This window comes from Algicella marina, from assembly GCF_009931615.1.
Lineage (GTDB): Bacteria > Pseudomonadota > Alphaproteobacteria > Rhodobacterales > Rhodobacteraceae > Algicella > Algicella marina.
The window spans coordinates 274,611-294,850 of sequence record NZ_CP046620.1; the positions used below are offsets into that span (position 1 = coordinate 274,611).

General features: G+C 65.3%; 19 protein-coding genes. 15 read left to right on the plus strand and 4 right to left on the minus strand.

The genetic code is table 11. From position 1 onward, the window contains the following. The first annotated feature begins 1 nt into the window (after position 1). The 8 genes from GO499_RS01465 (at position 2) to GO499_RS01500 (ending at position 9,089) form a co-directional block, all read left to right on the plus strand. Entirely contained in the window at positions 2-1,063 is a 1,062-nt protein-coding gene (locus GO499_RS01465; protein ID WP_161860513.1) for an ABC transporter ATP-binding protein, read from the plus strand. Then, positions 1,063-3,462: a beta-mannosidase gene (locus GO499_RS01470; protein WP_161860514.1), complete on the plus strand. Its 2,400-nt coding sequence runs from the start codon at positions 1,063-1,065 to the stop codon at positions 3,460-3,462. Before GO499_RS01465 ends, GO499_RS01470 begins: the two co-directional genes overlap by 1 nt. Before the next feature lie 112 nt (positions 3,463-3,574). Further along, the gene (locus tag GO499_RS01475) at positions 3,575-4,330 is read left to right on the plus strand and encodes a sugar phosphate isomerase/epimerase family protein (protein WP_161860515.1); all 756 of its coding nucleotides are present in this window, start codon (positions 3,575-3,577) and stop codon (positions 4,328-4,330) included. An 11-nt stretch (positions 4,331-4,341) separates the two neighbouring features. After that, positions 4,342-5,475 carry a Gfo/Idh/MocA family protein gene (locus GO499_RS01480; RefSeq protein ID WP_161860516.1) on the plus strand — a complete coding sequence of 378 codons (1,134 nt, stop codon included), beginning with the start codon at positions 4,342-4,344 and terminating at the stop codon, positions 5,473-5,475. Positions 5,476-5,484: 9 nt separating this feature from the next. Beyond that, on the plus strand, positions 5,485-6,534 hold the full coding sequence (gene mgrA / locus GO499_RS01485; protein ID WP_161860517.1) for an L-glyceraldehyde 3-phosphate reductase: 1,050 nt from the start codon (positions 5,485-5,487) through the stop codon (positions 6,532-6,534). Then, positions 6,531-7,112, plus strand: coding sequence for a GNAT family N-acetyltransferase (locus tag GO499_RS01490; protein WP_161860518.1), 582 nt, complete (start codon positions 6,531-6,533; stop codon positions 7,110-7,112). The genes mgrA and GO499_RS01490 overlap by 4 nt, the downstream gene beginning before the upstream one ends. Continuing rightward, the gene (locus GO499_RS01495; protein WP_161860519.1) at positions 7,109-8,695 is read left to right on the plus strand and encodes a glycoside hydrolase family 43 protein; all 1,587 of its coding nucleotides are present in this window, start codon (positions 7,109-7,111) and stop codon (positions 8,693-8,695) included. Before GO499_RS01490 ends, GO499_RS01495 begins: the two co-directional genes overlap by 4 nt. A gap of 85 nt (positions 8,696-8,780) precedes the next feature. Further along, complete coding sequence (locus tag GO499_RS01500) at positions 8,781-9,089, plus strand: hypothetical protein (RefSeq protein WP_161860520.1); 309 nt, start codon at positions 8,781-8,783, stop codon at positions 9,087-9,089. 199 nt (positions 9,090-9,288) lie between these two features. Here GO499_RS01500 and rpmB read toward each other — a convergent pair whose 3' ends face one another. Beyond that, entirely contained in the window at positions 9,289-9,576 is a 288-nt protein-coding gene (gene rpmB, locus GO499_RS01505; protein ID WP_161860521.1) for a 50S ribosomal protein L28, read from the minus strand. Positions 9,577-9,721: 145 nt separating this feature from the next. Beyond that, a complete protein-coding gene (gene meaB / locus GO499_RS01510) occupies positions 9,722-10,708 on the minus strand; it encodes a methylmalonyl Co-A mutase-associated GTPase MeaB (RefSeq protein WP_284154857.1) in 987 nt (328 codons plus the stop codon). A 130-nt stretch (positions 10,709-10,838) separates the two neighbouring features. On the opposite strand from meaB, the gene GO499_RS01515 reads away from it, so the two are divergent. The 4 genes from GO499_RS01515 (at position 10,839) to GO499_RS01530 (ending at position 15,725) form a co-directional block, all read left to right on the plus strand. Then, positions 10,839-11,561 (plus strand): DUF3108 domain-containing protein, encoded by a 723-nt coding sequence (locus tag GO499_RS01515; protein WP_161860523.1) that lies wholly within the window; start codon positions 10,839-10,841, stop codon positions 11,559-11,561. A gap of 3 nt (positions 11,562-11,564) precedes the next feature. Next, positions 11,565-13,988 carry an ATP-dependent helicase HrpB gene (gene hrpB / locus GO499_RS01520; RefSeq protein WP_161860524.1) on the plus strand — a complete coding sequence of 808 codons (2,424 nt, stop codon included), beginning with the start codon at positions 11,565-11,567 and terminating at the stop codon, positions 13,986-13,988. A 91-nt stretch (positions 13,989-14,079) separates the two neighbouring features. Further along, positions 14,080-15,510: a Glu/Leu/Phe/Val family dehydrogenase gene (locus tag GO499_RS01525; RefSeq protein ID WP_161860525.1), complete on the plus strand. Its 1,431-nt coding sequence runs from the start codon at positions 14,080-14,082 to the stop codon at positions 15,508-15,510. Further along, a complete protein-coding gene (locus GO499_RS01530; protein ID WP_161860526.1) occupies positions 15,510-15,725 on the plus strand; it encodes a hypothetical protein in 216 nt (71 codons plus the stop codon). The genes GO499_RS01525 and GO499_RS01530 overlap by 1 nt, the downstream gene beginning before the upstream one ends. On the opposite strand, the gene GO499_RS01535 is transcribed toward GO499_RS01530, so the two are convergent. Then, positions 15,720-16,232, minus strand: coding sequence for a hypothetical protein (locus GO499_RS01535; protein ID WP_161860527.1), 513 nt, complete (start codon positions 16,230-16,232; stop codon positions 15,720-15,722). The two genes, GO499_RS01530 and GO499_RS01535, sit on opposite strands and share 6 nt — an antisense overlap. 142 nt (positions 16,233-16,374) lie before the next feature. Between GO499_RS01535 and GO499_RS01540 the strand changes: the two genes are divergently transcribed. Both GO499_RS01540 and GO499_RS01545 read left to right on the plus strand, forming a co-directional pair. Further along, positions 16,375-17,799, plus strand: a complete 1,425-nt coding sequence (locus tag GO499_RS01540; protein WP_161860528.1) for a pentapeptide repeat-containing protein — start codon at positions 16,375-16,377, stop codon at positions 17,797-17,799. 377 nt (positions 17,800-18,176) lie between these two features. Then, positions 18,177-19,088, plus strand: coding sequence for a pirin family protein (locus GO499_RS01545; RefSeq protein ID WP_161860529.1), 912 nt, complete (start codon positions 18,177-18,179; stop codon positions 19,086-19,088). Positions 19,089-19,166: 78 nt separating this feature from the next. Here GO499_RS01545 and GO499_RS01550 read toward each other — a convergent pair whose 3' ends face one another. Beyond that, positions 19,167-19,280, minus strand: a complete 114-nt coding sequence (locus tag GO499_RS01550) for an entericidin, EcnA/B family (protein WP_284154858.1) — start codon at positions 19,278-19,280, stop codon at positions 19,167-19,169. A 121-nt stretch (positions 19,281-19,401) separates the two neighbouring features. On the opposite strand from GO499_RS01550, the gene GO499_RS01555 reads away from it, so the two are divergent. Further along, complete coding sequence (locus tag GO499_RS01555; RefSeq protein WP_161860531.1) at positions 19,402-20,217, plus strand: sulfotransferase; 816 nt, start codon at positions 19,402-19,404, stop codon at positions 20,215-20,217. Positions 20,218-20,240: the final 23 nt, after the last annotated feature.

Here is a 20,240-nt window from a genome sequence, read left to right on the forward strand (position 1 = left end):
AATGCCAAGTATCGAAGTGAAAGACCTGAGCCTGAGTTTCGGCGCCGTCCATGTGCTCAGGAAAATGAATATCACCGTCGAGGACGGAGAATTTCTGGTGCTGCTGGGGCCCTCGGGCTGCGGCAAGTCCACGTTGCTGAACTGCCTTGCCGGGCTGTTGGATGTCTCGGACGGGCAAATCTGGATAAAGGGCAAGAACGTGACATGGGAGGAGCCGAAGGACCGGGGTATCGGCATGGTGTTCCAGTCCTACGCGCTCTATCCGCAGATGACGGTGCGTGGGAACCTGAGTTTCGGCCTGAAGAACAAACGGATGCCGAAAGCCGAGGTGGAGAGCCGGGTGGCGCGCGCGGCGGAAATCCTGCAAATCGAGCCGCTGCTCGACCGTAAGCCGGGTGCGCTGTCGGGTGGGCAGCGGCAGCGGGTGGCGATCGGGCGGGCACTGGTGCGCGATGTGGACGTGTTTCTGTTCGACGAGCCGCTTTCCAACCTCGACGCCAAGCTACGCTCCGAATTGCGGGTGGAGATCAAGCGGCTGCACCAGAAGCTGGAAAACACCATGGTCTACGTGACGCATGACCAGATCGAGGCGTTGACGCTGGCCGACCGGATCGCGGTGATGCGCGGCGGGATCATCCAGCAACTGGCCGGACCGAAGGAGATCTACAACAAGCCCGCGAACCTGTTTGTGGCCGGGTTCATAGGTAGCCCGGCCATGAGCATGCTGGAAGGGCGGAGCAGCGAGGCCGGGTTCGTCATGGGGGACGTGACGGTACCGCTGACGGCGTATGACGGCGGGCAGGTTCTGCCGGGGCGTGACCTGATCCTCGGGGTGCGGCCGGAGCATATCACAGTGGGGCCGGAGGGTACGGGCATTCCGGCGGTGGTGGACATCGACGAGCCCATGGGCTCCGACAGTCTGTTGTGGGTGCGGGTGGCGGGGCAGGTGGTATCCGTTCGGATCTCGGCGGATGCCGAGTACCGCCCGGGGCAGGTGGTGGGCCTGACGTTCGATATCGCGAAATCGTCGTTGTTTGACGTGAAGAGCGAGGACCGCATCTGATGAACCTCGCCGGTGTCTGGCGGCTGCGGGACGGGCTTGGGGAGTACGATCTGGAGATCGTGCTGCCGGGTGACGTGCATTCTGCGCTGATCGCCGCCGGACATTTGCCGGAGCCTTATGAAGGCCGCAACGAGATGGCCTGCCGCTGGGTGGCAGAGCGGGAGTGGACAATCTCGCGCCGGTTCGAGGCGGAGGGGGCGGAGTGGGCACATCTGCACCTGGAGTGTGTCGATTGCGTCGCGGAGATCAGCATCAACGGCGAGTTGGTGGCACTGGCGGAGAATGCCTTTCATCCGCAGGAGGTGCTGCTGGCCGGCGTGCTGCGGCCAGGCGAGAACGAGATCGCAGTGAAATTCCCATCCAGCCTTGCGGTGGCCGATGCCCTGCAGGCGGCGCAGCCGTTCAGGGTGCCGTACCACGAGGGTAACTCGCCGCTGGCCAATGGCAACATGCTGCGGAAGGTGCAGTGTGATTTCGGGTGGGACTGGAACATCGCGCTGGCGCCGCTGGGCCTGTACGGGGCGATGGAGTTGCGCGAGACGGGGCCGTGGATCGGTGTCGTTGACGTGACGCAGGTGCATTTCGACGGCAGGGTGGAGCTTGAGATCGGGGTGAGCCTGCAGGGGCTGGCCGGGGCCGAGCGTGTGGAACTGGAGGTGAGCTGCTGCGGTGAGGATGCGCGCGCCACGGTGGAGGTGACGCGGGAGCCTGTACGCCACGTGCTGGGGCTGGAGATAGACGACCCGGAATTGTGGCAGCCGGCGGGACTGGGCGCGCAGGTAATGCACGCCCTGCGGGTGACCGCAGGCAGCGAAACGCGGGTGATCCGGCTGGCGCTGCGCGAGGTCTTGCTGATCTCGGAGCCGGACGAAGTGGGGCGCAGCTTCAAGCTGCGGGTCAACGGTGAGGATGTTTTCTGCCGGGGGGCGAACTGGATTCCGGCGGATGCGCTGCCGGGACGGATCAGCAGGGAGAAGACGCGGGCGCTGCTGCAATCGGCGGTGGACGCCAACATGAACATGATCCGCGTCTGGGGCGGTGGCCGGTATGAGCCGGACAGCTTCTACGAGGATTGCGACGTGCTGGGGCTGCTTGTCTGGCAGGATTTCATGTTCGCCTGCAACCTCTACCCCTCTACCGAGCCGTTTCTGGAAAATGTCGGTAGGGAGGTGGATTACCAGGCGCTGCGTCTGGGCCATCGCGCGGCGATCTGGTGTGGCGACAACGAGTTGATCGGCGCGCTGGGCTGGTTCGAGGAGAGCCGCAACGACCGGGACCGCTACCTTGTCAGCTATGACCGGCTGAACTGGCGGATCGAGGAGCGGCTGAAGGCGGCCCTGCCCGGTGCGCAGTGGTGGCCGTCCTCGCCTTCGCCGGGGCCGCTGGCGTTCGGAGATGCATGGCATGATGACACGAGCGGGGACATGCATTTCTGGTCTGTCTGGCACGAGGGCCGGGACTTTGCGCATTACCGGGACGTGGCGCCGCGCTTCTGCTCCGAGTTCGGGTTCCAGTCGTTTCCGTCGCTGCCGGTGATCCGGGGTTTTGCGGCGCCGGAGGACAGGAATATCGCCAGCCCGGTGATGGAGGCGCACCAGAAGAATGCCGGCGGCAATGCGCGGATCGCGGAGACGATGTTCCGCGAATTCCGGTTTCCGGCGCGGTTCGAGGATTTTGTCTACCTCAGCCAGATCCAGCAGGGGCTGGCGATCCGGACGGCGGTGGAGGCCTGGCGAGCGACGAAACCGCGCTGCATGGGCACGCTGTACTGGCAGTTGAACGACACATGGCCGGTGGCAAGCTGGGCGAGCCTGAACCATGGCGGAAGCTGGAAGGCGCTGCACCACATGGCGCGGCGGTTCTATCAACCGGTGCAGGTGGTGGCGATCCCGGAGGGCGAGGACTTCCGGCTGGTGGGACTGAATGACACCGGGGCCGATGTGGAGGTGGATCTGCAGGTGATGCGCTTGGCGGAATGTGGCGAACAGGCGCCAATGCCGCGCCGCAGTCACCTGTTGTCGCATCGGGTGGCAACGGAGATCGGCACGCTGTCAGCGGGCGATCTGGGCGACTTTCCGTTGCTGGCGCTGGAATGGTCCGGCGGCGGCATGGATGGCTTCGACGTAGTGGCGCGGCAGCCGTGGAAGGCGCTGGCGCCCCGCCCGCCGGAACTGCGTCTGGCGGTGGAAGACGGGCGGCTGACGGTGACATGCGCGGCGCCTGCCTTTTTCGTGATGCTCGAGACGGATGTGCCGGGACGGTTTTCCGACAATGCCTTCGCGGTGCTGCCGGACCGGCCGGTAACGGTGACGTTCTCACCGGATGAAGGCGGGATGCCGGCGGCCGGGGATTTTCGCATGTACGACCTGCAGGGTGCCACCTGCGGGCCGGGGCCGTAAGCGGGCCGGGGCCGTGAGCGGGACGGGGCCGAATGTTGGGCGTACGCACCGAAGAAGCAATCAAGCCGAAAGACAGCAAGGGCCCCGTGCCGGGCCGGAAAGAAGACGACAGATGACCGATTTTTCCTATCAACTCTACAGTTCGCGCAATTTCGGGCCATTGGCAGACACGCTGAGCATGCTGTCCGGTATGGGCTACAAGGAGGTCGAGGGGTATGGCGCGCTTTACAAGGGGCTGGATGACCTTGGGGCGCTGAAAGGGCTGCTGGCGGCCAATGGATTGCGAATGCCGACAGCGCATTTCGGGCTCGACATGCTGGAGGGCGATCCGGCGCGTGCGGTGGAAATCGCGAAAACGCTGGGAATCGAGACCGTCTATTGCCCGCATATCGGTCCGGATGACCGCCCGGACGACGCCGAGGGCTGGAAGACCTTCGGGATGCGGCTGGATCGGGCCGGCGCGATGATCCGGGCCGAGGGCCTGGGCTTTGGCTGGCACAACCATGCGTTCGAGTTCGAGAAACAGGCTGACGGCTCCGTACCGATGGAGAGCATTCTCGAAGGCGCACCGGAGCTGGAGTGGGAGGCGGACATCGCCTGGATCGTGCGCGGCGGCGGCGACCCGCTGGCGTGGATTGACCGGGAGGGAGACCGGATCACCTCTGTCCACATGAAGGATATCGCGCCGGCGGGCGAGAAGGCGGACGAGGACGGTTGGGCCGATGTCGGCCAGGGCGTGCTGGACTGGCAGGGGCTGTGGGCGGCGCTGAAGGCGACGCCGGCAAAGCATTTCGTAATGGAACATGACAATCCGTCGGACGACGCGCGTTTTGCCAAGAACGCCCTCACCGCCGCGCAATCCTACTGAGGGGCTGAACCATGGTTTTGGGAGTTGGCATAATCGGCTGCGGCAACATTTCGGCAGCATATCTGCGCCTTGCGCCGTTGTTTCGGGATATCGAGGTGCGGGCCGTGGCGGACATGGTGCCGGCGGCGGCGGAGGCTCGGGCGGCGGAATTCGGCGTGCGGGCGGACAGTGTGGACGACCTGCTGGCGGCGGATGATGTGGATATCATCGTCAACCTGACGATTCCGGACGCCCACGTGGAGGTGACGCGCACGGCCCTGCGGGCGGGCAAGCATGTCTACTCGGAAAAGCCGCTGGCGCTGACGCTGGAGGACGGGCGGAGCCTGCGCGACTTGGCCGCCGAGAAGGGGCTGCAGGTGTGTTCGGCCCCCGACACGTTCCTTGGTGGTGCGCATCAGAGGGCACGGGCGGTGATCGATGCCGGAGATGTCGGCCGGATCGTGGCCGGCACGGCGCATGTGATGAGCAAGGGGATGGAGCACTGGCATCCGAACCCGGATTTCTTCTTTCTGCCCGGTGCCGGGCCGATGCTGGATATCGGGCCCTATTACGTGACCAACCTGATCAACCTGATCGGCCCGGTGAAGCGGGTGGGGGCGCTGACGAGCATGGCCCGCACGACACGGCGCATCCTGAGCGAGCCACGCAGGGGCGAGGACATTCCGGTAAAGACGCCGACGAACATCCATGCGCTGCTGGAGTTCGCGAACGGCGCAACGGTGACGGTTTCGACAAGCTGGGACGTGTTCGCGCACCGACACGCGAACATGGAGCTGTACGGCACAGAAGGTGCGATCTTCGTGCCTGATCCCAACTTCTTTGGCGGCGATGTGGAGGTGGCCGATACGGAAGGTGCGATTACCCTGCTGGAGCCCGACAACCACCCGTTCGGGGTCGCCAACCAGGAGGGCAAGGACGGCGGCCCGGACCGGGCAAACTACCGCACGGCCGGGCTGGCAGACATGGCCGACGCGATCGCTACCGGGCGCACACCGCGCTGTGGCATAGAGGTGGCGCTGCATGCCGTGGAGGTGATGACGGCGGTGCTGAAATCCGGCGAGGAAGGGCGGTTCGTCGATATCGTCTCGACATGCGAACGGCCGGAAGCCCTGAGCCCGGAAGCGGCCCGGGCCCTGATGAAGTGAGGAAATGATATGAATTACGTCCCGGCGGAAGACCGCTACGAGAACATGATCTACCGGCGGTGCGGCCGCTCCGGTCTGCAACTGCCTGCGATATCTCTGGGGTTGTGGCACAACTTCGGCCATGACACGCCGCACCAGACCAAGCAGGCGATCTGCCGGAGAGCGTTCGATCTTGGGATCACCCATTTCGATCTGGCCAACAACTACGGGCCGCCGCCGGGCAGCGCGGAAGAGGCTTTCGGCGATATCCTCGCGACCGATTTCCGCGGCTATCGCGACGAGATGATCATCTCCAGCAAGGCCGGGTACATGATGTATCCCGGCCCCTACGGCGAGTGGGGCAGCCGCAAGTATCTGCTGGCGAGTTGCGACGCCAGCCTGAAGCGCATGGGGCTGGACTACGTGGATATCTTCTATTCCCACAGGTTCGACCCGGACACGCCACTGGAGGAGACGATGGGCGCCCTCGACCAGATCGTGCGCTCTGGCCGCGCGATCTATGCCGGGATTTCCAGCTACAATTCGGAGCGGACGCGCGAGGCCGCGGCGATCCTGAAGGAGCTGGGCACGCCCTGCGTGATCCACCAGCCGAGCTACAACATGATCAACCGCTGGGTGGAGCGGGACGGGCTGAAGGACACGCTGAAGGAACTCGGAATCGGCTCCATCGCCTTCACGCCGCTGGCGCAGGGGATGCTGACGAAGAAGTACCTCGGCGGCATACCGGAGGACAGCCGGGCCGCGCAGGGCAAGAGCCTGAAGCAGAATTTCCTTTCGGAAAAGGCGATCGAGAACATCCGCAAGCTCAACGAGATCGCGGAGCGGCGCGGCCAGACTCTGGCGCAGATGGCGATTGCCTGGGTGCTGCGCGATGGCGGGATCACCACAGCGCTGATCGGGGCCTCGCGGCCAAGCCAGGTGGAGGATTGCGTGGGTGCCATCGGCAACCTCGAGTTCACCGGCGAAGAACTGGCCGAAATCGACACCTATGCCGACGAGGAGAACATCAATCTCTGGGCACTTTCTTCCGAGACGAAGGAAGGCGCTGCCGAGAGATGACCCTCGCCGTGCGCCCGCTGAACGCCGAAACGTGGAACGGCTTTGCCGAACTGGTGGAGGCGCATGGCGGCATCTGGGGCGGGTGCTGGTGCCTCGCCTTCCATTTCCGCGGCAAGGCTGCGCAGGGGATCGGTGACAAGCGGGCGAAGAAGGAGGCGATGGTGCGGACAGGGGAGACCCATGCCGCGCTTGTCTTCGATGGCGGGGAGTGTGCCGGCTGGGCACAATACGGCTGCCCGGCGGAACTGCCCGCGATCCAGAACCGGAAAGCCTACGAGGAGGGGCTGGCGGCGCTGCCGGACTCGCGGATCACCTGCCTATTCGTCGGCAAGGCCTACCGAAAGCGGGGTGTTGCCGACCTTGCCGTGCGCGGCGCTTTGGAACAGATCGGCGAGGCCGGCGGCGGCAGCGTGGAGGCCTTTCCGGAGGAAACGGAGGGCCGCAAGGTTTCCGGCGCGTTCCTCTGGGGCGGGACGCTGGGCATGTATGAACGGCTGGGCTTTGTGCGCGAGCGCAAGATCGGCAAACACAAATGGGTGGTGCGCAGAGGCGTGGCTGCCGGGGAGAGACTGACATGATCCGCAACCCGATTCTGCCGGGGTTCAACCCCGACCCTTCGATCTGCCGGGTGGGCGACGACTATTACATTGCCACCTCCACCTTCGAGTGGTTTCCGGGTGTCCAGATCCATCATTCGCGCGACCTGATCAACTGGACGCTGGTGCGCCGGCCACTGGAGCGGGCGAGCCAGTTGGACATGCGCGGCAACCCGGACTCGGGTGGTATCTGGGCACCGTGCCTGAGTTATGCGGACGGGCTGTTCTGGCTCGTCTATACGGATGTGAAGCGGCTGGACGGAAGCTTCAAGGACACCCACAACTACATTGTCACCAGCCCGACGATCGAGGGGGTGTGGTCCGACCCGGTGCGGGTAAATTCGTCGGGCTTCGACCCGTCACTTTATCACGCGCCGGATGGGCGGAAGTGGTTCGTCAACATGCTGTGGAACCACCGGCAGAAGGGGCATCCGGCCAATGCGCGGTTCGACGGCATCGTCGCGCAGGAATACGACGCAGAGGCCGGGGCGCTGGTGGGAGAGGTGACCAACATATTTGCCGGGAGCTACCTGGGGATGTCGGAGGCTCCGCATCTGTTCGAGAAGGACGGCTGGACCTATCTGACGGTGGCCGAGGGCGGCACTGGCTATGGCCATGCAGTTACGATGGCGCGCAGCCGCGACGTGTTGGGCCCCTACGAAATGCACCCTGATGTGCACCTGATGACCGCCAAGGATGCGCCGGACAGCCCGTTGCAACGGGTGGGTCACGGACAGATCGTTGAGGGGCCGGAGGGGCGGTGGTATCACACCTTCCTGTGCGGCCGGCCGCTGCCGGGCCGGTTCTGCACCCTGGGCCGGGAAACCGGGATCGAGGAGGTCGTCTGGGGCGAGGACGGCTGGCCAAGGCTGGCCTGCGGCGGGATGGTGCCACGGCTGGAAGTGCCGGTCCCGGGGGTGGAGCCCGCAAAACCGCAGGCGGATGAGAAATACTACCGCTTTGATTCTGCGAAGTTGCCATCCGACTTCCAGTGGTTGCGAACACCGGAGCCGGAGCGGCTGTTCACGCTGACCGGTGACGCCCTGCGCCTGACCGGGCGGGAATCACCCGGAAGCTGGTTCGAGTTGGCTTTTGTGGCGCGACGGCAGACAGAACTGGCCTACAGGGCGGAAACCGAGGTGACGGCGGAGCCGCCGACGTATCAGCAGGCGGCGGGGCTGGTGACCTATTACAACAAGCACAAGTTTCACGGCCTTTTTCTGAGCGTCGAGCCGGGGATGGGACGGTGCCTTAACATCTTCTCCTGCCCCGGTGACTGGCGGGAGGCGCGGCTGAGCTATCCGATGGAGCCGCTGGCGATGCCGGAGGGTCCGCTGGAACTGGCAGTGGAGGTGGACGGCGCACAGCAGCAGTTCCTGGCGAAGCTCGAGGGCGGATGGCGAGACGTGGGACCGGTGCTGGATGCCAGCATCTTGTCTGACGAGGCGGGCAGGGGCGAGCATGGCTCCTTCACCGGCGCTTTCGTGGGGATGATGGCCTTTGATACCTCCGGCCAAGGCTGGCAGGCCGATTTCGCGCATTTCTCGTATTCGGGACGGCTCTAAGGCTCTTGTTAACCACGATCTGCCACGACTCTGCCAAATTCGCTTTCTAGCCTTTGCGCGGATCAGGAAGATCGGGAGAGACGAGATGCTTCGTTGGGGATTGCTTTTGGCTGCCTTGCTATTGCCGCAGACGGTGCTGGCGATGGGTCCGACGGAGCGGGCCTGCCTGCAATCGGAGCGGTCACCCGGGCGGCAGGTGTGCGCCTGCGCGCAATCGGTGGCCGACCAGACCCTGAGCAAGGGCGATCAGGACAAGGCGGCGGGAATCATCCGCAAACCGGACCTGTTCTTCAAGTATCACGGCTCGGACAATCCTTCGCGGAAGGCGTTCCTGCAGCGCTATCGTGCCTGGGGCACCGCGACCAGCGAGCTGTGCGGCGCGCCCGCGGGCTGAGGTTCTTCCGCCGACTTGAATTCGATCGGAATTCCGAGAGGGACGACAGGACTGTCGATGCGCGGGTACCGCGCCCGGTCGAGGGGCAGGCCGTCTGCGCGGTATCGTATTGCGGGCGATAAAGGCTGGCGGATCACCCGAAAAAGAAAAGCGCCCCGGAGTGGAGCGCTTTGCAAATAAGCCGGAAAAGGTAAAAAGATCAGGCGGTTGCCTGTGCCTTCTCGATGTCGCGCTTGACCTTCAGCGCGGCGGGGGAGAGATCCGTGTCTTTCGCCTTCGCGAGGAATGCGTCAAGGCCGCCACGGTGATCGACGGTGCGCAGGGCGGAGGCCGCGATGCGGAACTTGAAGCTCCGGCCCAGTGTCTCGCTCTGGAGGGAGACGTCGTTCAGGTTCGGCAGGAACCGGCGACGGGTGCGGTTCTTGGCGTGGGACACGTTGTTGCCCGTCATCGGGGCTTTGCCTGTGAGTTCGCAGCGGCGTGACATGGGCTACATCCTTGGTTCATCTGTTTCGCGCAGGCGCACCCCGCCTTCGGGACGGCCGCAAAATCCGAGACCCGGCTTTTAGGCGCAAGGCGGGCGGGCGTCAAGCGGGGTTTCACAAAAAACAGTGGCGCTGGGCACGGGCGTATCAGGGGGCGAAAAGACTGTCCAGCAGGGCGGCGGCGGCGGCGCGGGGTGTGGTGCGCCCGGCCAGGAGATCCGCCTCCAGTTCCGCGCGCAGGCCGGCGGTGTTGCGGCTCTGCCGGACGCGCAACGCCAGCGCCGCCTCGATTTCCTCGACGAACCAGCTGAGGGTCTGGCGGGCGCGGGTTTCCTCCAGCACGCCGGTCTGTCGCCGCCAGTCGGACAGGCTGACGATTTCGGCCCATGCTTCGGCCATGCCGCTGCCTTCGGCGGCTGAAAGCATCGCCGCCTTCGGGAAACCCTCCGGATCCTGTGGCCGGTGGCGCAGCAGGCGCAGGGCGCCGGCGTAATCGGCGGTGGTGCGGCGGGCCGTGGGAATGAGATCACCGTCGGCCTTGTTGACGAGGATCATGTCAGCGACTTCCATTATACCGCGCTTCACCCCCTGCAACTCGTCCCCGCCCGCGGGCGCGAGCAACAGCAGGAAGATATCGGTCATCTCCGCCACCAGCGTTTCCGACTGGCCGACGCCGACCGTCTCGACGATGACGGTGTCGAAGCCCGCGGCCTCCACCAGCAGGATCACCTCTCGCGTGCGCCGGGCGACGCCGCCGAGCTGACTGGCGGAGGGTGTGGGGCGGATGAAGGCGGACGGGTGGCGGCTGAGTTGCTCCATCCGGGTCTTGTCGCCGAGAATGGAGCCGCCGGAGCGGGACGAGGACGGATCCACCGCCAGCACGGCAAGACGGCGGCCCTCTTCGCAGAGCATCAGGCCGAAACGCTCTATAAAGGTCGATTTGCCGACGCCGGGGGTGCCGGAGAGGCCGAGGCGCAGGCTGGGCTCCGCCGGGGTGGGCAGACTTTCCAGCAGTGCATCGGCCTGAGCGCGGTGGTCTTGGTTTGTCGATTCCACGAGGGTAATGGCCTTGGCGAGCGCGCGGCGCGAACCGTTGACCAGTTCCTCACGAAATATGTCGGGAGTGGAATTCAAAGTGACCGTCCTTGCGCGATTAAGTGCTTTTTTGCCCTGCAAATACCGGCGCTGTATACCATATCTTCGGGTTGGTATAAGGCCGGGAGCGTCCGGGCCTTGTCGATACAGAGAAAAGGAGCATGGAGCCATGCTGAAACGAATTCTCCAGGCTGCGGCCCTTTTGGCGGGCCTGTCCGCCGGTATCGCCCATGCGGCGGACGAGGAGCAGCGATACGATGTCTACGCGGGTGGTCTGAAACTCGGGACGATGGGGATGAATGCCAATCTGGCGAACGACCGCTATGCGGTGAACGCGCGGGTGGCTGGTGGTGGCCTGCTGGGAGCGTTGATCAAGTTCGACTTCGCGGGCCGGTCCGAGGGGCGGATCGCTGCGGATGGCACGTTGCAGCCAGCGAGTTACTCCGGCACGTCCGACGATGGCAAGCGCGAGCGGACGGTGAAGTTCACCTATGGCTCCAAGACACCGCGTAATGTCAGCTTCTCGCCGGCGCGGACGCCGCGCGACTACGATGCCGCCCCGTCGGCACAGAGCGGAACACTCGATCCGATTTCGGCGACGCTGTCGCTGCTGCGGCCGATGCCGGTGGGTGAAGCCTGTGGTAAGCGTGTGGAGGTCTTCGACGGCTCCAAACGGTCACGCCTGAGCGTGGCAGCGCGGCAACCTGCGCGGGACGGCCTGTTCGTCTGCAATGGCACCTACAGCCGCATCTCCGGCTTTTCGCCCAAGTTGATGGCGAAACAGGTGAACTTTCCGTTCTCGATCTTCTGGCGCGAGACCAACGGGATGATGGAGGTGGTGCGCTTTCAGACCGACACGACTTTCGGCACGGTTTCCGCCATCCGGCGCTGAACCTTGCCGCCTGCCGCATTGCCGATAGAACCTGTACTGGCCCCGCTTCTGGCGGGGCTAAGTGCGCATGGGGTGGCGGTTTTGCAGGCGCCGCCGGGAGCCGGAAAAACCACACGGGTGCCGCTGTATCTGGCAGAGGAGGCCGGGTTTGGCGGCCGTATCCTGATGCTGGAGCCGCGGAGGGTGGCGGCGCGGGCGGCGGCGGAGCGGCTTGCGGAAGCCTGGGGCGAGGTTCCGGGCGACTCGGTGGGTTACCGGATGCGCGGGGACAGCAAGCCTGGCCGCCGGATCGAGGTGATCACAGAGGGCACTCTGGCGCGGATGATCCAGAGCGACCCGGAACTGCGCGGAATTTCCTGCGTGATTTTCGACGAGTTTCACGAGCGGGCGTTGCAATCCGACCTCGGGCTGGCGCTCTGCCTCGAAATCCGCGCTGCGCTGCGCGAGGACCTGCATCTGCTGGTGATGTCGGCGACGCTGGACGCCGAACCGGTGGCGGCGCTGATGGGCAATGCCCCGGTGATCACTTCCGAAGGGCGGGCGTTTTCGGTGGAGGAGCGGTTTCTTGACCGGCCGGTGAAACTGGAGCGGTTCGGCGCGTTCGAGAGCGCGGTGGCCGATCTGGTGGCGCAGGCGCTGGCGGAGACGGAGGGCGGCGTGCTGGTGTTCCTGCCTGGCAAGGCGGAGATCGCGCGGGTGGCACAGCGGCTGCGGCCGGAACCGGGCGTGGAGGTGATGGAACTGCACGGCGGGTTGTCGTTGGCCGCGCAGCGCAGGGTGGTGCAGCCATTGGAGGGCCGGCGCAAGGTGGTGTTGTCGACGGCGATCGCCGAAACCTCTTTGACACTGGCGGATATCCGGGTGGTGGTCGACGGTGGCCGGGCGCGGCGGGCGAGGTTCGATCCGGGCAAGGGCATGGCGCGGTTGGTGACCGAGCGGGTAAGCCGGGCGGAGGCCACGCAAAGGATGGGGCGTGCGGGCCGGGTGGCGCCGGGCTGGTGCTACCGCCTGTGGACGAAGGGCGAGGCAGGGGCGATGCCGGCTTTCGCGCCGCCGGAAATCGAGGTGGCGGACCTTGCACCGCTGGCGCTGGATCTGGCAGTCTGGGGTGCGCGTCAGCCGGAGGACCTGCCCTTCCTTACGCCACCGCATCCCGGCAGTTTCGCCGAGGCACGGGCGCTGCTGACGGAACTTGGGGCCCTGGACGAGAGCGGCACGCTGACGGAGGCCGGCCGGGCGATGGCGGCGGTGCCGGCCCATCCGCGACTGGCACGGATGTTGGTGGCCGGGGGCGGGACGCAAGCGGCTGATCTGGCGGCGCTGGTGGAGGGGCGGCTGGAAGGTGAGGACGTGGATCTCGGGGTGTCGCTGCGGGCACTGCGGGGCGGCGACGGCCTCTCCAAGGCGGCGCGCGGGGCGCTGCGGCAGGAGGCGGAGCGGTTGCGGAGGCACGCGGCTGCGGAGCGCGGACTGTCCTCCGGTGCACTACTATCGCTCGCCTATCCCGACAGGATCGCGTTGCGGCGGCCGGGTGGCCAGCCGCGCTACCTGCTTTCCGGTGGTGCGGGCGGCATTCTGCGGGACAGTGACAGCCTTGCCGGACAAAGGTTGCTGGTGGCGGCGGACCTCGACGGTGACCGGCGGGAGGCGCGCATCCGCAAGGCACTGGCGATCAGCGAAAGCGAAGTGCGGGAGGTGCATGGCAACCGGCTGAAGGAGCAGCGGATTTGCAAGTGGGACAGACGGACGCGCAGTGTGCAGGCGCGCGAGCAGGTGACCCTTGGGGCGCTGGTTCTGGAGGAGCGGCACTGGACGGGTGCGGGCGACGACGAGGTGCTGCCTGCGCTCCTCGAGGGCATCCGCGACCTTGGTCTGGCGGTGTTGCCATGGGGCAAGGCTGCGACCGCGTTGCGGGCACGGGCGGAATGGGCGCGGGCCAGCGGGCTGGAGCTGCCGCCATGTGACGATGCCAGCCTGATGATGGCGCTGGAGGAATGGTTGCTGCCGTGGATGGCCGGGATGCGGAGGCTGGAAGACTTTGCAGCCCTCGACCTGAACGCGGCGTTGCAGGCGCGACTGGGAGGACTGGCGGAAATCGACCGGCTGGCGCCGGCCCGGTTCACGGCCCCGACGGGTACGGCCGTGCTGATCGACTACAGCGGAGAGGCTCCGGCTGCGCAGATCCGCCTGCAGGAGGTATTCGGCCTGACGGTCCATCCTGTTCTGGGCGCGAAGCGACTGCCGCTGGTGCTGGAGCTGCTGTCGCCCGCCGGGCGGCCGGTGCAAAAGACTGCGGACCTCCCCGGCTTCTGGGCCAATTCCTATGCCGATGTGCGCAAGGACATGCGGGGGCGCTACCCGCGGCATCCGTGGCCGGAAAACCCGGCGGCCGCAACGCCGACACGCCGCGCCAAGCCGCGGACCTGAAGGTTTCAAATATTCGAAACACAACTGTAGCAATATGTTGGCAATCGCCTCTACAGTCGGCGTGGGAGAAAAAAGCCAGAAAGGTATTGCCATGCAGCCCGGATCCGAACCTTCGTTCCGCCAGTCCGTCGACATGATGTTCAGCCGCGCTGTGGCGCTGATGGACCTGCCGCCCGGCATGCAGGAGAAGATCCGCGTCTGCAACGCGACCTATACCGTGCGTTTCGGCGTGCGGTTGCGCGGGCAGGTGCATACGTTCACCGGCTACCGCTCCGTTCATTCCGAACACATGGAGCCTGTGAAGGGCGGCATCCGCTATGCCATGAGCGTCAATCAGGACGAGGTGGAGGCGCTGGCGGCGCTGATGACCTATAAATGCGCGCTGGTGGAGACGCCGTTCGGCGGTTCGAAGGGCGGTCTGTGCGTTGACCCGCGGGCGTGGGAGCCGCATGAGATGGAGCAGATCACGCGCCGCTTCGCCTATGAACTGATCAAACGCGACCTGATAAACCCCGCGCAGAACGTTCCGGCACCTGACATGGGCACCGGCGAGCGGGAGATGGCTTGGATCGCGGACCAGTATCGGCGGATGAACACCACTGACATCAACTCCGCCGCCTGCGTCACCGGCAAGCCGCCGCATGCGGGCGGGATCGCCGGGCGCGTGGAAGCGACGGGGCGGGGCGTGGAATATGCCTTGCAGGAATTCTTCCGCCATCCCGAAGACATCAGGATCGCGGGGCTGGAAGGTACTCTAGACGGCAAGCGCGTGGTGGTGCAGGGGCTGGGTAATGTGGGTTATCACGCGGCCAAGTTCCTCTCCGAAGAGGATGGTGCGCTGATCACGGCGGTGATCGAGCGGGATGGCGCGGTGATCAACGACGCGGGGCTGAACATCGAGGCGCTGAAGGCGCATATCGCCGAGCATGGCGGTGTCGCCGGTTTCCCCGATGCCGAGTATACGCAGAACGGCGCCGCCGTGCTGGAAAAGGAATGCGACATCCTGATCCCGGCGGCGATGGAGGGGGTGATCAACCTCGAGAACGCCGAGAATATCCACGCGCGGCTGGTGGTCGAGGCTGCGAATGGGCCGGTGACGGCGGGGGCGGACGAGATCTTGCGCAAGCGCGGGGTGGTGATCATTCCGGACATGTATGCCAATGCCGGGGGGGTGACGGTTTCCTATTTCGAATGGGTCAAGAACCTGTCGCACATCCGGTTCGGGCGGATGCAGCGGCGGCAGGAGGAGGCGCGGCACACCGTGCTTGTCAACGAGCTGGAGCGGCTGTCGGCGTCGGCGGATGTCAAATGGACGCTGTCCGACGGGTTCAAGCAGAAGTATCTGAAAGGCGCCGGTGAACTGGAGCTGGTGCGCTCCGGCCTCGACGACACCATGCGAGGGGCCTATCAGAGCATGCGCGAGGTCTGGCATTCGCGTAGCGATGTCAGTGACTTGCGGGTGGCGGCCTATCTCGTTTCCATCGGTAGGGTGGCGACGAGCTACGGCTCCAAGGGGCTGTGATGCCAGCGCGGCTGGCGCTGCCGGTACGGCGGTCGATGAACCTGACGGAGGCGGCCTATGACCGCCTTCGCGACCTCAACGCGAAATATGGGCTGGGCAACAACTACCTGCTGGTGGTGCTGCTGGAACGGCTGGACGAATTTGCTGACGAGGACCGGATGGACGAGGCATTTCAGGGGTTTATCGCGGAGTACGGCGCGCCCGACCGCTCATGAATTCCGGCGTGCCTCGGCGATCAGTTCCGCCCCGCGCTCCGTCAACATCAGCGAAATGACATCGGCAAAATCGCGGGCGGCCTTGCCGGGAGTGGCACCGCCGACGCCGACCTTGCGGCCGAAACGCCAGTAGAGACCCGGCTTCCAGCGGCGCGTCATCGGCGCCTTCGCCTCGATCAGAAACCCGTTGGAGGGTTTGAAGGCGAAGAAGCTTCGATCCACTTTTCTGATGTTTGTCAATGGGATGATGGCTTCGCCAGTGCTTTCGAATACACCTTCCTCCGTCAGCACCAGCCCGCCTTCGGTGGCGCGGTAATAGGCGGCCCCCCACCAGAAGAACAGCGCCCCGAGACCGCCAAGCAACACCCGCCCGAACACGCCGCCTTCGGGCAGGGTGACGGCGAGAAAGGCGAGGAACGCGCCGAGGGTGCAAAGGACGGCCGCCCCGAAGATGCGCCGGGAGGTGGATATGGCCAGGGCGGCGATGGGGTTTTCGAGGTGATCCATGAGACGGGTGATAGGGGATGCGGCACCCGCTGAAAAGAGGCGTTTTCCGCGTATGGATTTGGTATGGTTTCGGTATGGGTTTGGTATTGCGACGAATTTGATTGGGTAATTGATGGGAAAAGAGCGTGGCGGCGGGGACAGGATGCACCGCAATTGGCCCTTTCAGCGGTTCATCCGCGACGGGCTGTCGGAGCCGGAGCAATATTTTGTCTGGCTGATGTGTGCGGCATTTGCGGTGGCGCTTGGGGTGGCGACGATGCTCGCATTGGCGGCTTGGGTGGTGGGCATCGGCCTTCTGCTTGTGGAAAGCTATAATGCCGTCACGATGACTGGCGTGGAGCGGTATTCCGAAAACCGCAACGCGATGCTGATCCTCGCCGCTGTCGTCGGCGCGCCGCTGGTGGCGTGGCGGGCGTATCTGGCGGGCCGCGATGTGCAGATCAAGCAGGAGGGGCATTACACGGAACTCTTCACCAAGGCGGTGGAGCAGCTTGGGGCGACGAAGGCGAAATTCGAGGACGTGGAGCGGGTGATCCTCGACAGCCACGGCGCCGAGCGGAGGATCATCCAGCGCGAGCAGACGACGGAGCGCAACATCGAGGTGCGGCTGGGCGCGATCTACGCGCTGGAACGGGTGATGAAGGACAGCGCGCGGGATGCCGGGCCGATCGTCGAGACACTCTCGGCCTATGTGCGGGAGAATTGCGGGGAGCCGGTGGTGCTGGACGAAGCGGACCGGCCGATGTGGGAAAAGGAGATGACCCGCAACGACTATACCAGAATGTGGCGGAGCTACCTTAACGCGAAGCTGCCGGAGAAAGCACCGGGATCGCGGGCCGACATACAGGCGGCGCTAGCGGTGCTGGGCCGCCGGATGGACGGCCCGAAACCTGCGGATTTTGATACCGGTGATCCGGGCATCCTGCTCCCCGCCGCGAACCTGCAGGGCGCGGGGCTGGCCGGAGCGCGACTGGAGGGGGCGGACCTTGGCCGGGCGCGGCTGGAGGGGGCGGATCTTGGTGAAGCACAGCTAAAGGGGGCGAACCTTCGCTGGGCGCGGCTGCAGGGCGCAAACCTTCGCGGAGCGCGGCTGGAGAGTGCGGACATTGGCGTAGCGTGGCTGGAGGCCACAGACCTATCGAGGGCGCAACTGGATGGCGCGAACCTTGCCTGGGCGGGGCTACAGGGCGCGGAGCTTTTCGATGCAAGGCTCAAGGGTGCGAATCTTGGCGACGCTCGGTTGGCGGGTGCGGACCTTCGCTACGCAGGGCTGGAGGGGGTGAACCTTTCTGGCGCGCGTCTGGTGGGGGCGGACTTTGGTGGTGCGCGACTTAAGGGAGCGGACTTCAGGCGCACTATTCTTAAAGGAGCGCGACTGAGGACCGATTTTACGATTCTCGCACATCTGCCGCAAGATTTCGAGGAACAGGTGGCGCAGGCGTTCGGGCACAAGGTGCATACGAAGTTGCCGGAGGGGGTGGCGGTGCCGGAGCATTGGTTCGAGGGGGATGATTGGGATGCGGAGGAGGCCGCCTGGAAGGCCTTCAAGGCGTCGCTCGGGCTTTGAAGACGGTGGGTTGAAACCCACCCTACGCCAGTGTTCACGCAACGGAGGGGCAGGGGCGGCGCGTGGGGTGGCGCCGTTTTCATTGATGCCTTGCGCTTTTTGCTCGCTGTATGTCTTTGAAATTGAAGGTTTGCGCGGATGGCAGCCAAAGCGCCAGCCCGTGCGGGCGGGCCGGCGCTGGCCCGGCGGGCTTCGCCCTTGAGTCCGGGCCGGGTGGGCAATTGGCGGTTCGAATGAGATGGGAGTGGACGGCAGGCCGGGCGCCTGGCCTCCGCATCCGTTCTGATTTGGTAGACAGTCTTTTCCCGTTTTCCGGATTGTTTCGTCGTTGCTTCCCCTTATCTTGGAGCCAACGCAGCCTGAAAGGAGGCAAGCCCATGTCTTTCCGTCCCGTGAAATCCGAAACGCTTTCGCGCCCGACGCTCGAAGGGGCGGGGGTGCATCTCAACCGGGCGTTCGGGTTCGGCGACCCGACGATGCTGGACCCGTTCCTGCTGTTCGACGACTTCCGCAACGACGATCCGAGCCAGTATGCCAAGGGGTTTCCGTGGCATCCGCACCGGGGGATCGAGACGATCACCTATGTGCTGGAGGGCGAGGTCGCGCATGGCGACAGCCTCGGCAACTCCGGGGTGCTGAAGCCCGGCTCCGTCCAATGGATGACGGCCGGATCCGGTATCCTTCACCAGGAGATGCCGAAGGGAAACGCCGACGGGCAGATGCACGGCTTCCAGTTGTGGGCCAACCTGCCCGGCAGCCTGAAGATGACGCCGCCGCGGTATCAGGACGTCGGCGCCTCCGACATCCCGGAGATCATCGACGATGACGGCACGCGGGTGCGGGTGATCGTCGGCTCGTTCTGGGGCCAGAACGGCCCGGTGGACGGGATCGCGGCGGAGCCTGTGTATCTGGACGTGTCCGTGCCGCCGGGCAAGACGAAGGTGCTGCCGGTGGATACCTATGCGCACGCCTTCGCCTATGTCTTTGCGGGGGCGGGAAAATTCCGTGATGCCAGCCAGCCTTACGGCGTGCGGGTGGAGAAGGAATTCGCGGGCGAGGAGCTGAACATCCGCGATCTCTCGGGGAACAGAACGCTCGTTCAGTTCGATACGGGCGACGAGGTGAAGGTGACGGCCGGGCCGGAGGGCGTGCGCTTCCTGCTGGTGTCGGGGCGGCCTCTGGGCGAGCCGGTGGCGTGGCACGGGCCGATCGTGATGAACACGCAGGCGGAGCTGCGACAGGCGATGCGTGACCTGCAGAACGGCACGTTCATCCAGAGCCAGCACTGAGGAGACTGCGAGCGAGCGGCCCGCGCCGGTGGCATCGAGCCACCGGCGCGGGCTTTGGCGCCCGTCGCGGCGTGGCGATCAGAAGGTGCGGTCGAGCGCGTTGCCGGCGCCGGTGATGTCCCGGCCCACACCCTTGACGGTTTCGCAGGCGGAGAGCGCCAGCAGGGCGGAAAGAAGGAGAAGGATACGCATGATCGGGCCTGTCCACAGCTGTTTCGGCGACATATAAGCAGCAAAGGCGCCGGCGTTCCAGTGCCAGCCTTGACGCCTGTTTCGGCCCCGTGGTAGCGGGGCTGGCCCGAAGGAGGAACCGATGCCCAACGAGAGTAATGTCACATCGCCGGTGACGCTGATATCCGCCGGCCGGTCCGGCACATCCCTGTTGCAGGGCATCTTTCGCCATCATCCGGATTTCCAGACATGCGGCGAGACGATCTCGCTGGTGATCCGGGGCTATTTCGCCGCCGAGAAGGTGCTGCCCTTCATCAACAACGAGCAGCATCGCACCGATGAGCAGCGCTGTGGCGCGGCGGTGCGGGGCATGTTCCTGCAGATGATGCCGAGCGAAGAGAAATACTGGTTTCACAAGCCGCTGGGCGCGGCCACCATCGGCCGGGACCTGTCACCCGCCAGCGACCCGGAGGGCTATCGCGCCTGGTACTGGAACGCGATGAAGCAGAGCTTTCCCGACGGCACGTTCATCACGATCCTGCGCCATCCCTGCGACGTGATCCTGAGCCGGGCGAAGTGGTTCAAGGAAAAGCACGAGCAGGGGCTGGCCAAGATCTGCGAGATGGCCGACATCATCGCCGACGACGCCTCGCCCGTCAGCGTGGCCGTTTCCCACAAGGCGCTGGTCGACGATGGCGAGGCGGAGCTGCGGCGGGTGTTCGCCGCCATCGACCGGCCATTTCATCCCGCCTGCCTGAAGGCGCTTGACGTTGCCTTCGTGCAGGAGCGGGGCAAGCCCTTCCGCCAGAAAGTGGAAAACGTGCCGGAACGGGCGGCGCAGGGCTTCAGCAACCGCGACCGCTGGAACGAGATCGACAAGTCGATCCTGACCGACGACGCCCGCGGACGGCTGGACCGGATGTGGGCGAAGTTCGGCCAGGAAATCGACTGGCCGTAAGCCCGCCTGCCATCATTGCGCAG

Excerpts from the sequence above, each read along its gene's own strand:
- GO499_RS01465 (WP_161860513.1), top strand. The coding sequence starts at position 2 with ATGCCAAGTATCGAAGTGAAAGACCTGAGCCTGAGTTTCGGCGCCGTC.
- GO499_RS01535 (WP_161860527.1), bottom strand. The coding sequence starts at position 16,232 with ATGGATCACCTCGAAAACCCCATCGCCGCCCTGGCCATATCCACCTCC.
- rpmB (WP_161860521.1), bottom strand. The coding sequence starts at position 9,576 with ATGTCACGCCGCTGCGAACTCACAGGCAAAGCCCCGATGACGGGCAAC.
- GO499_RS01555 (WP_161860531.1), top strand. The coding sequence starts at position 19,402 with ATGCCCAACGAGAGTAATGTCACATCGCCGGTGACGCTGATATCCGCC.
- GO499_RS01480 (WP_161860516.1), top strand. The coding sequence starts at position 4,342 with ATGGTTTTGGGAGTTGGCATAATCGGCTGCGGCAACATTTCGGCAGCA.
- GO499_RS01525 (WP_161860525.1), top strand. The coding sequence starts at position 14,080 with ATGCAGCCCGGATCCGAACCTTCGTTCCGCCAGTCCGTCGACATGATG.
- GO499_RS01550 (WP_284154858.1), bottom strand. The coding sequence starts at position 19,280 with ATGCGTATCCTTCTCCTTCTTTCCGCCCTGCTGGCGCTCTCCGCCTGC.
- GO499_RS01490 (WP_161860518.1), top strand. The coding sequence starts at position 6,531 with ATGACCCTCGCCGTGCGCCCGCTGAACGCCGAAACGTGGAACGGCTTT.
- GO499_RS01545 (WP_161860529.1), top strand. The coding sequence starts at position 18,177 with ATGTCTTTCCGTCCCGTGAAATCCGAAACGCTTTCGCGCCCGACGCTC.
- GO499_RS01530 (WP_161860526.1), top strand. The coding sequence starts at position 15,510 with ATGCCAGCGCGGCTGGCGCTGCCGGTACGGCGGTCGATGAACCTGACG.
- GO499_RS01515 (WP_161860523.1), top strand. The coding sequence starts at position 10,839 with ATGCTGAAACGAATTCTCCAGGCTGCGGCCCTTTTGGCGGGCCTGTCC.
- GO499_RS01475 (WP_161860515.1), top strand. The coding sequence starts at position 3,575 with ATGACCGATTTTTCCTATCAACTCTACAGTTCGCGCAATTTCGGGCCA.
- mgrA (WP_161860517.1), top strand. The coding sequence starts at position 5,485 with ATGAATTACGTCCCGGCGGAAGACCGCTACGAGAACATGATCTACCGG.
- GO499_RS01495 (WP_161860519.1), top strand. The coding sequence starts at position 7,109 with ATGATCCGCAACCCGATTCTGCCGGGGTTCAACCCCGACCCTTCGATC.
- GO499_RS01470 (WP_161860514.1), top strand. The coding sequence starts at position 1,063 with ATGAACCTCGCCGGTGTCTGGCGGCTGCGGGACGGGCTTGGGGAGTAC.
- GO499_RS01540 (WP_161860528.1), top strand. The coding sequence starts at position 16,375 with ATGCACCGCAATTGGCCCTTTCAGCGGTTCATCCGCGACGGGCTGTCG.
- GO499_RS01500 (WP_161860520.1), top strand. The coding sequence starts at position 8,781 with ATGCTTCGTTGGGGATTGCTTTTGGCTGCCTTGCTATTGCCGCAGACG.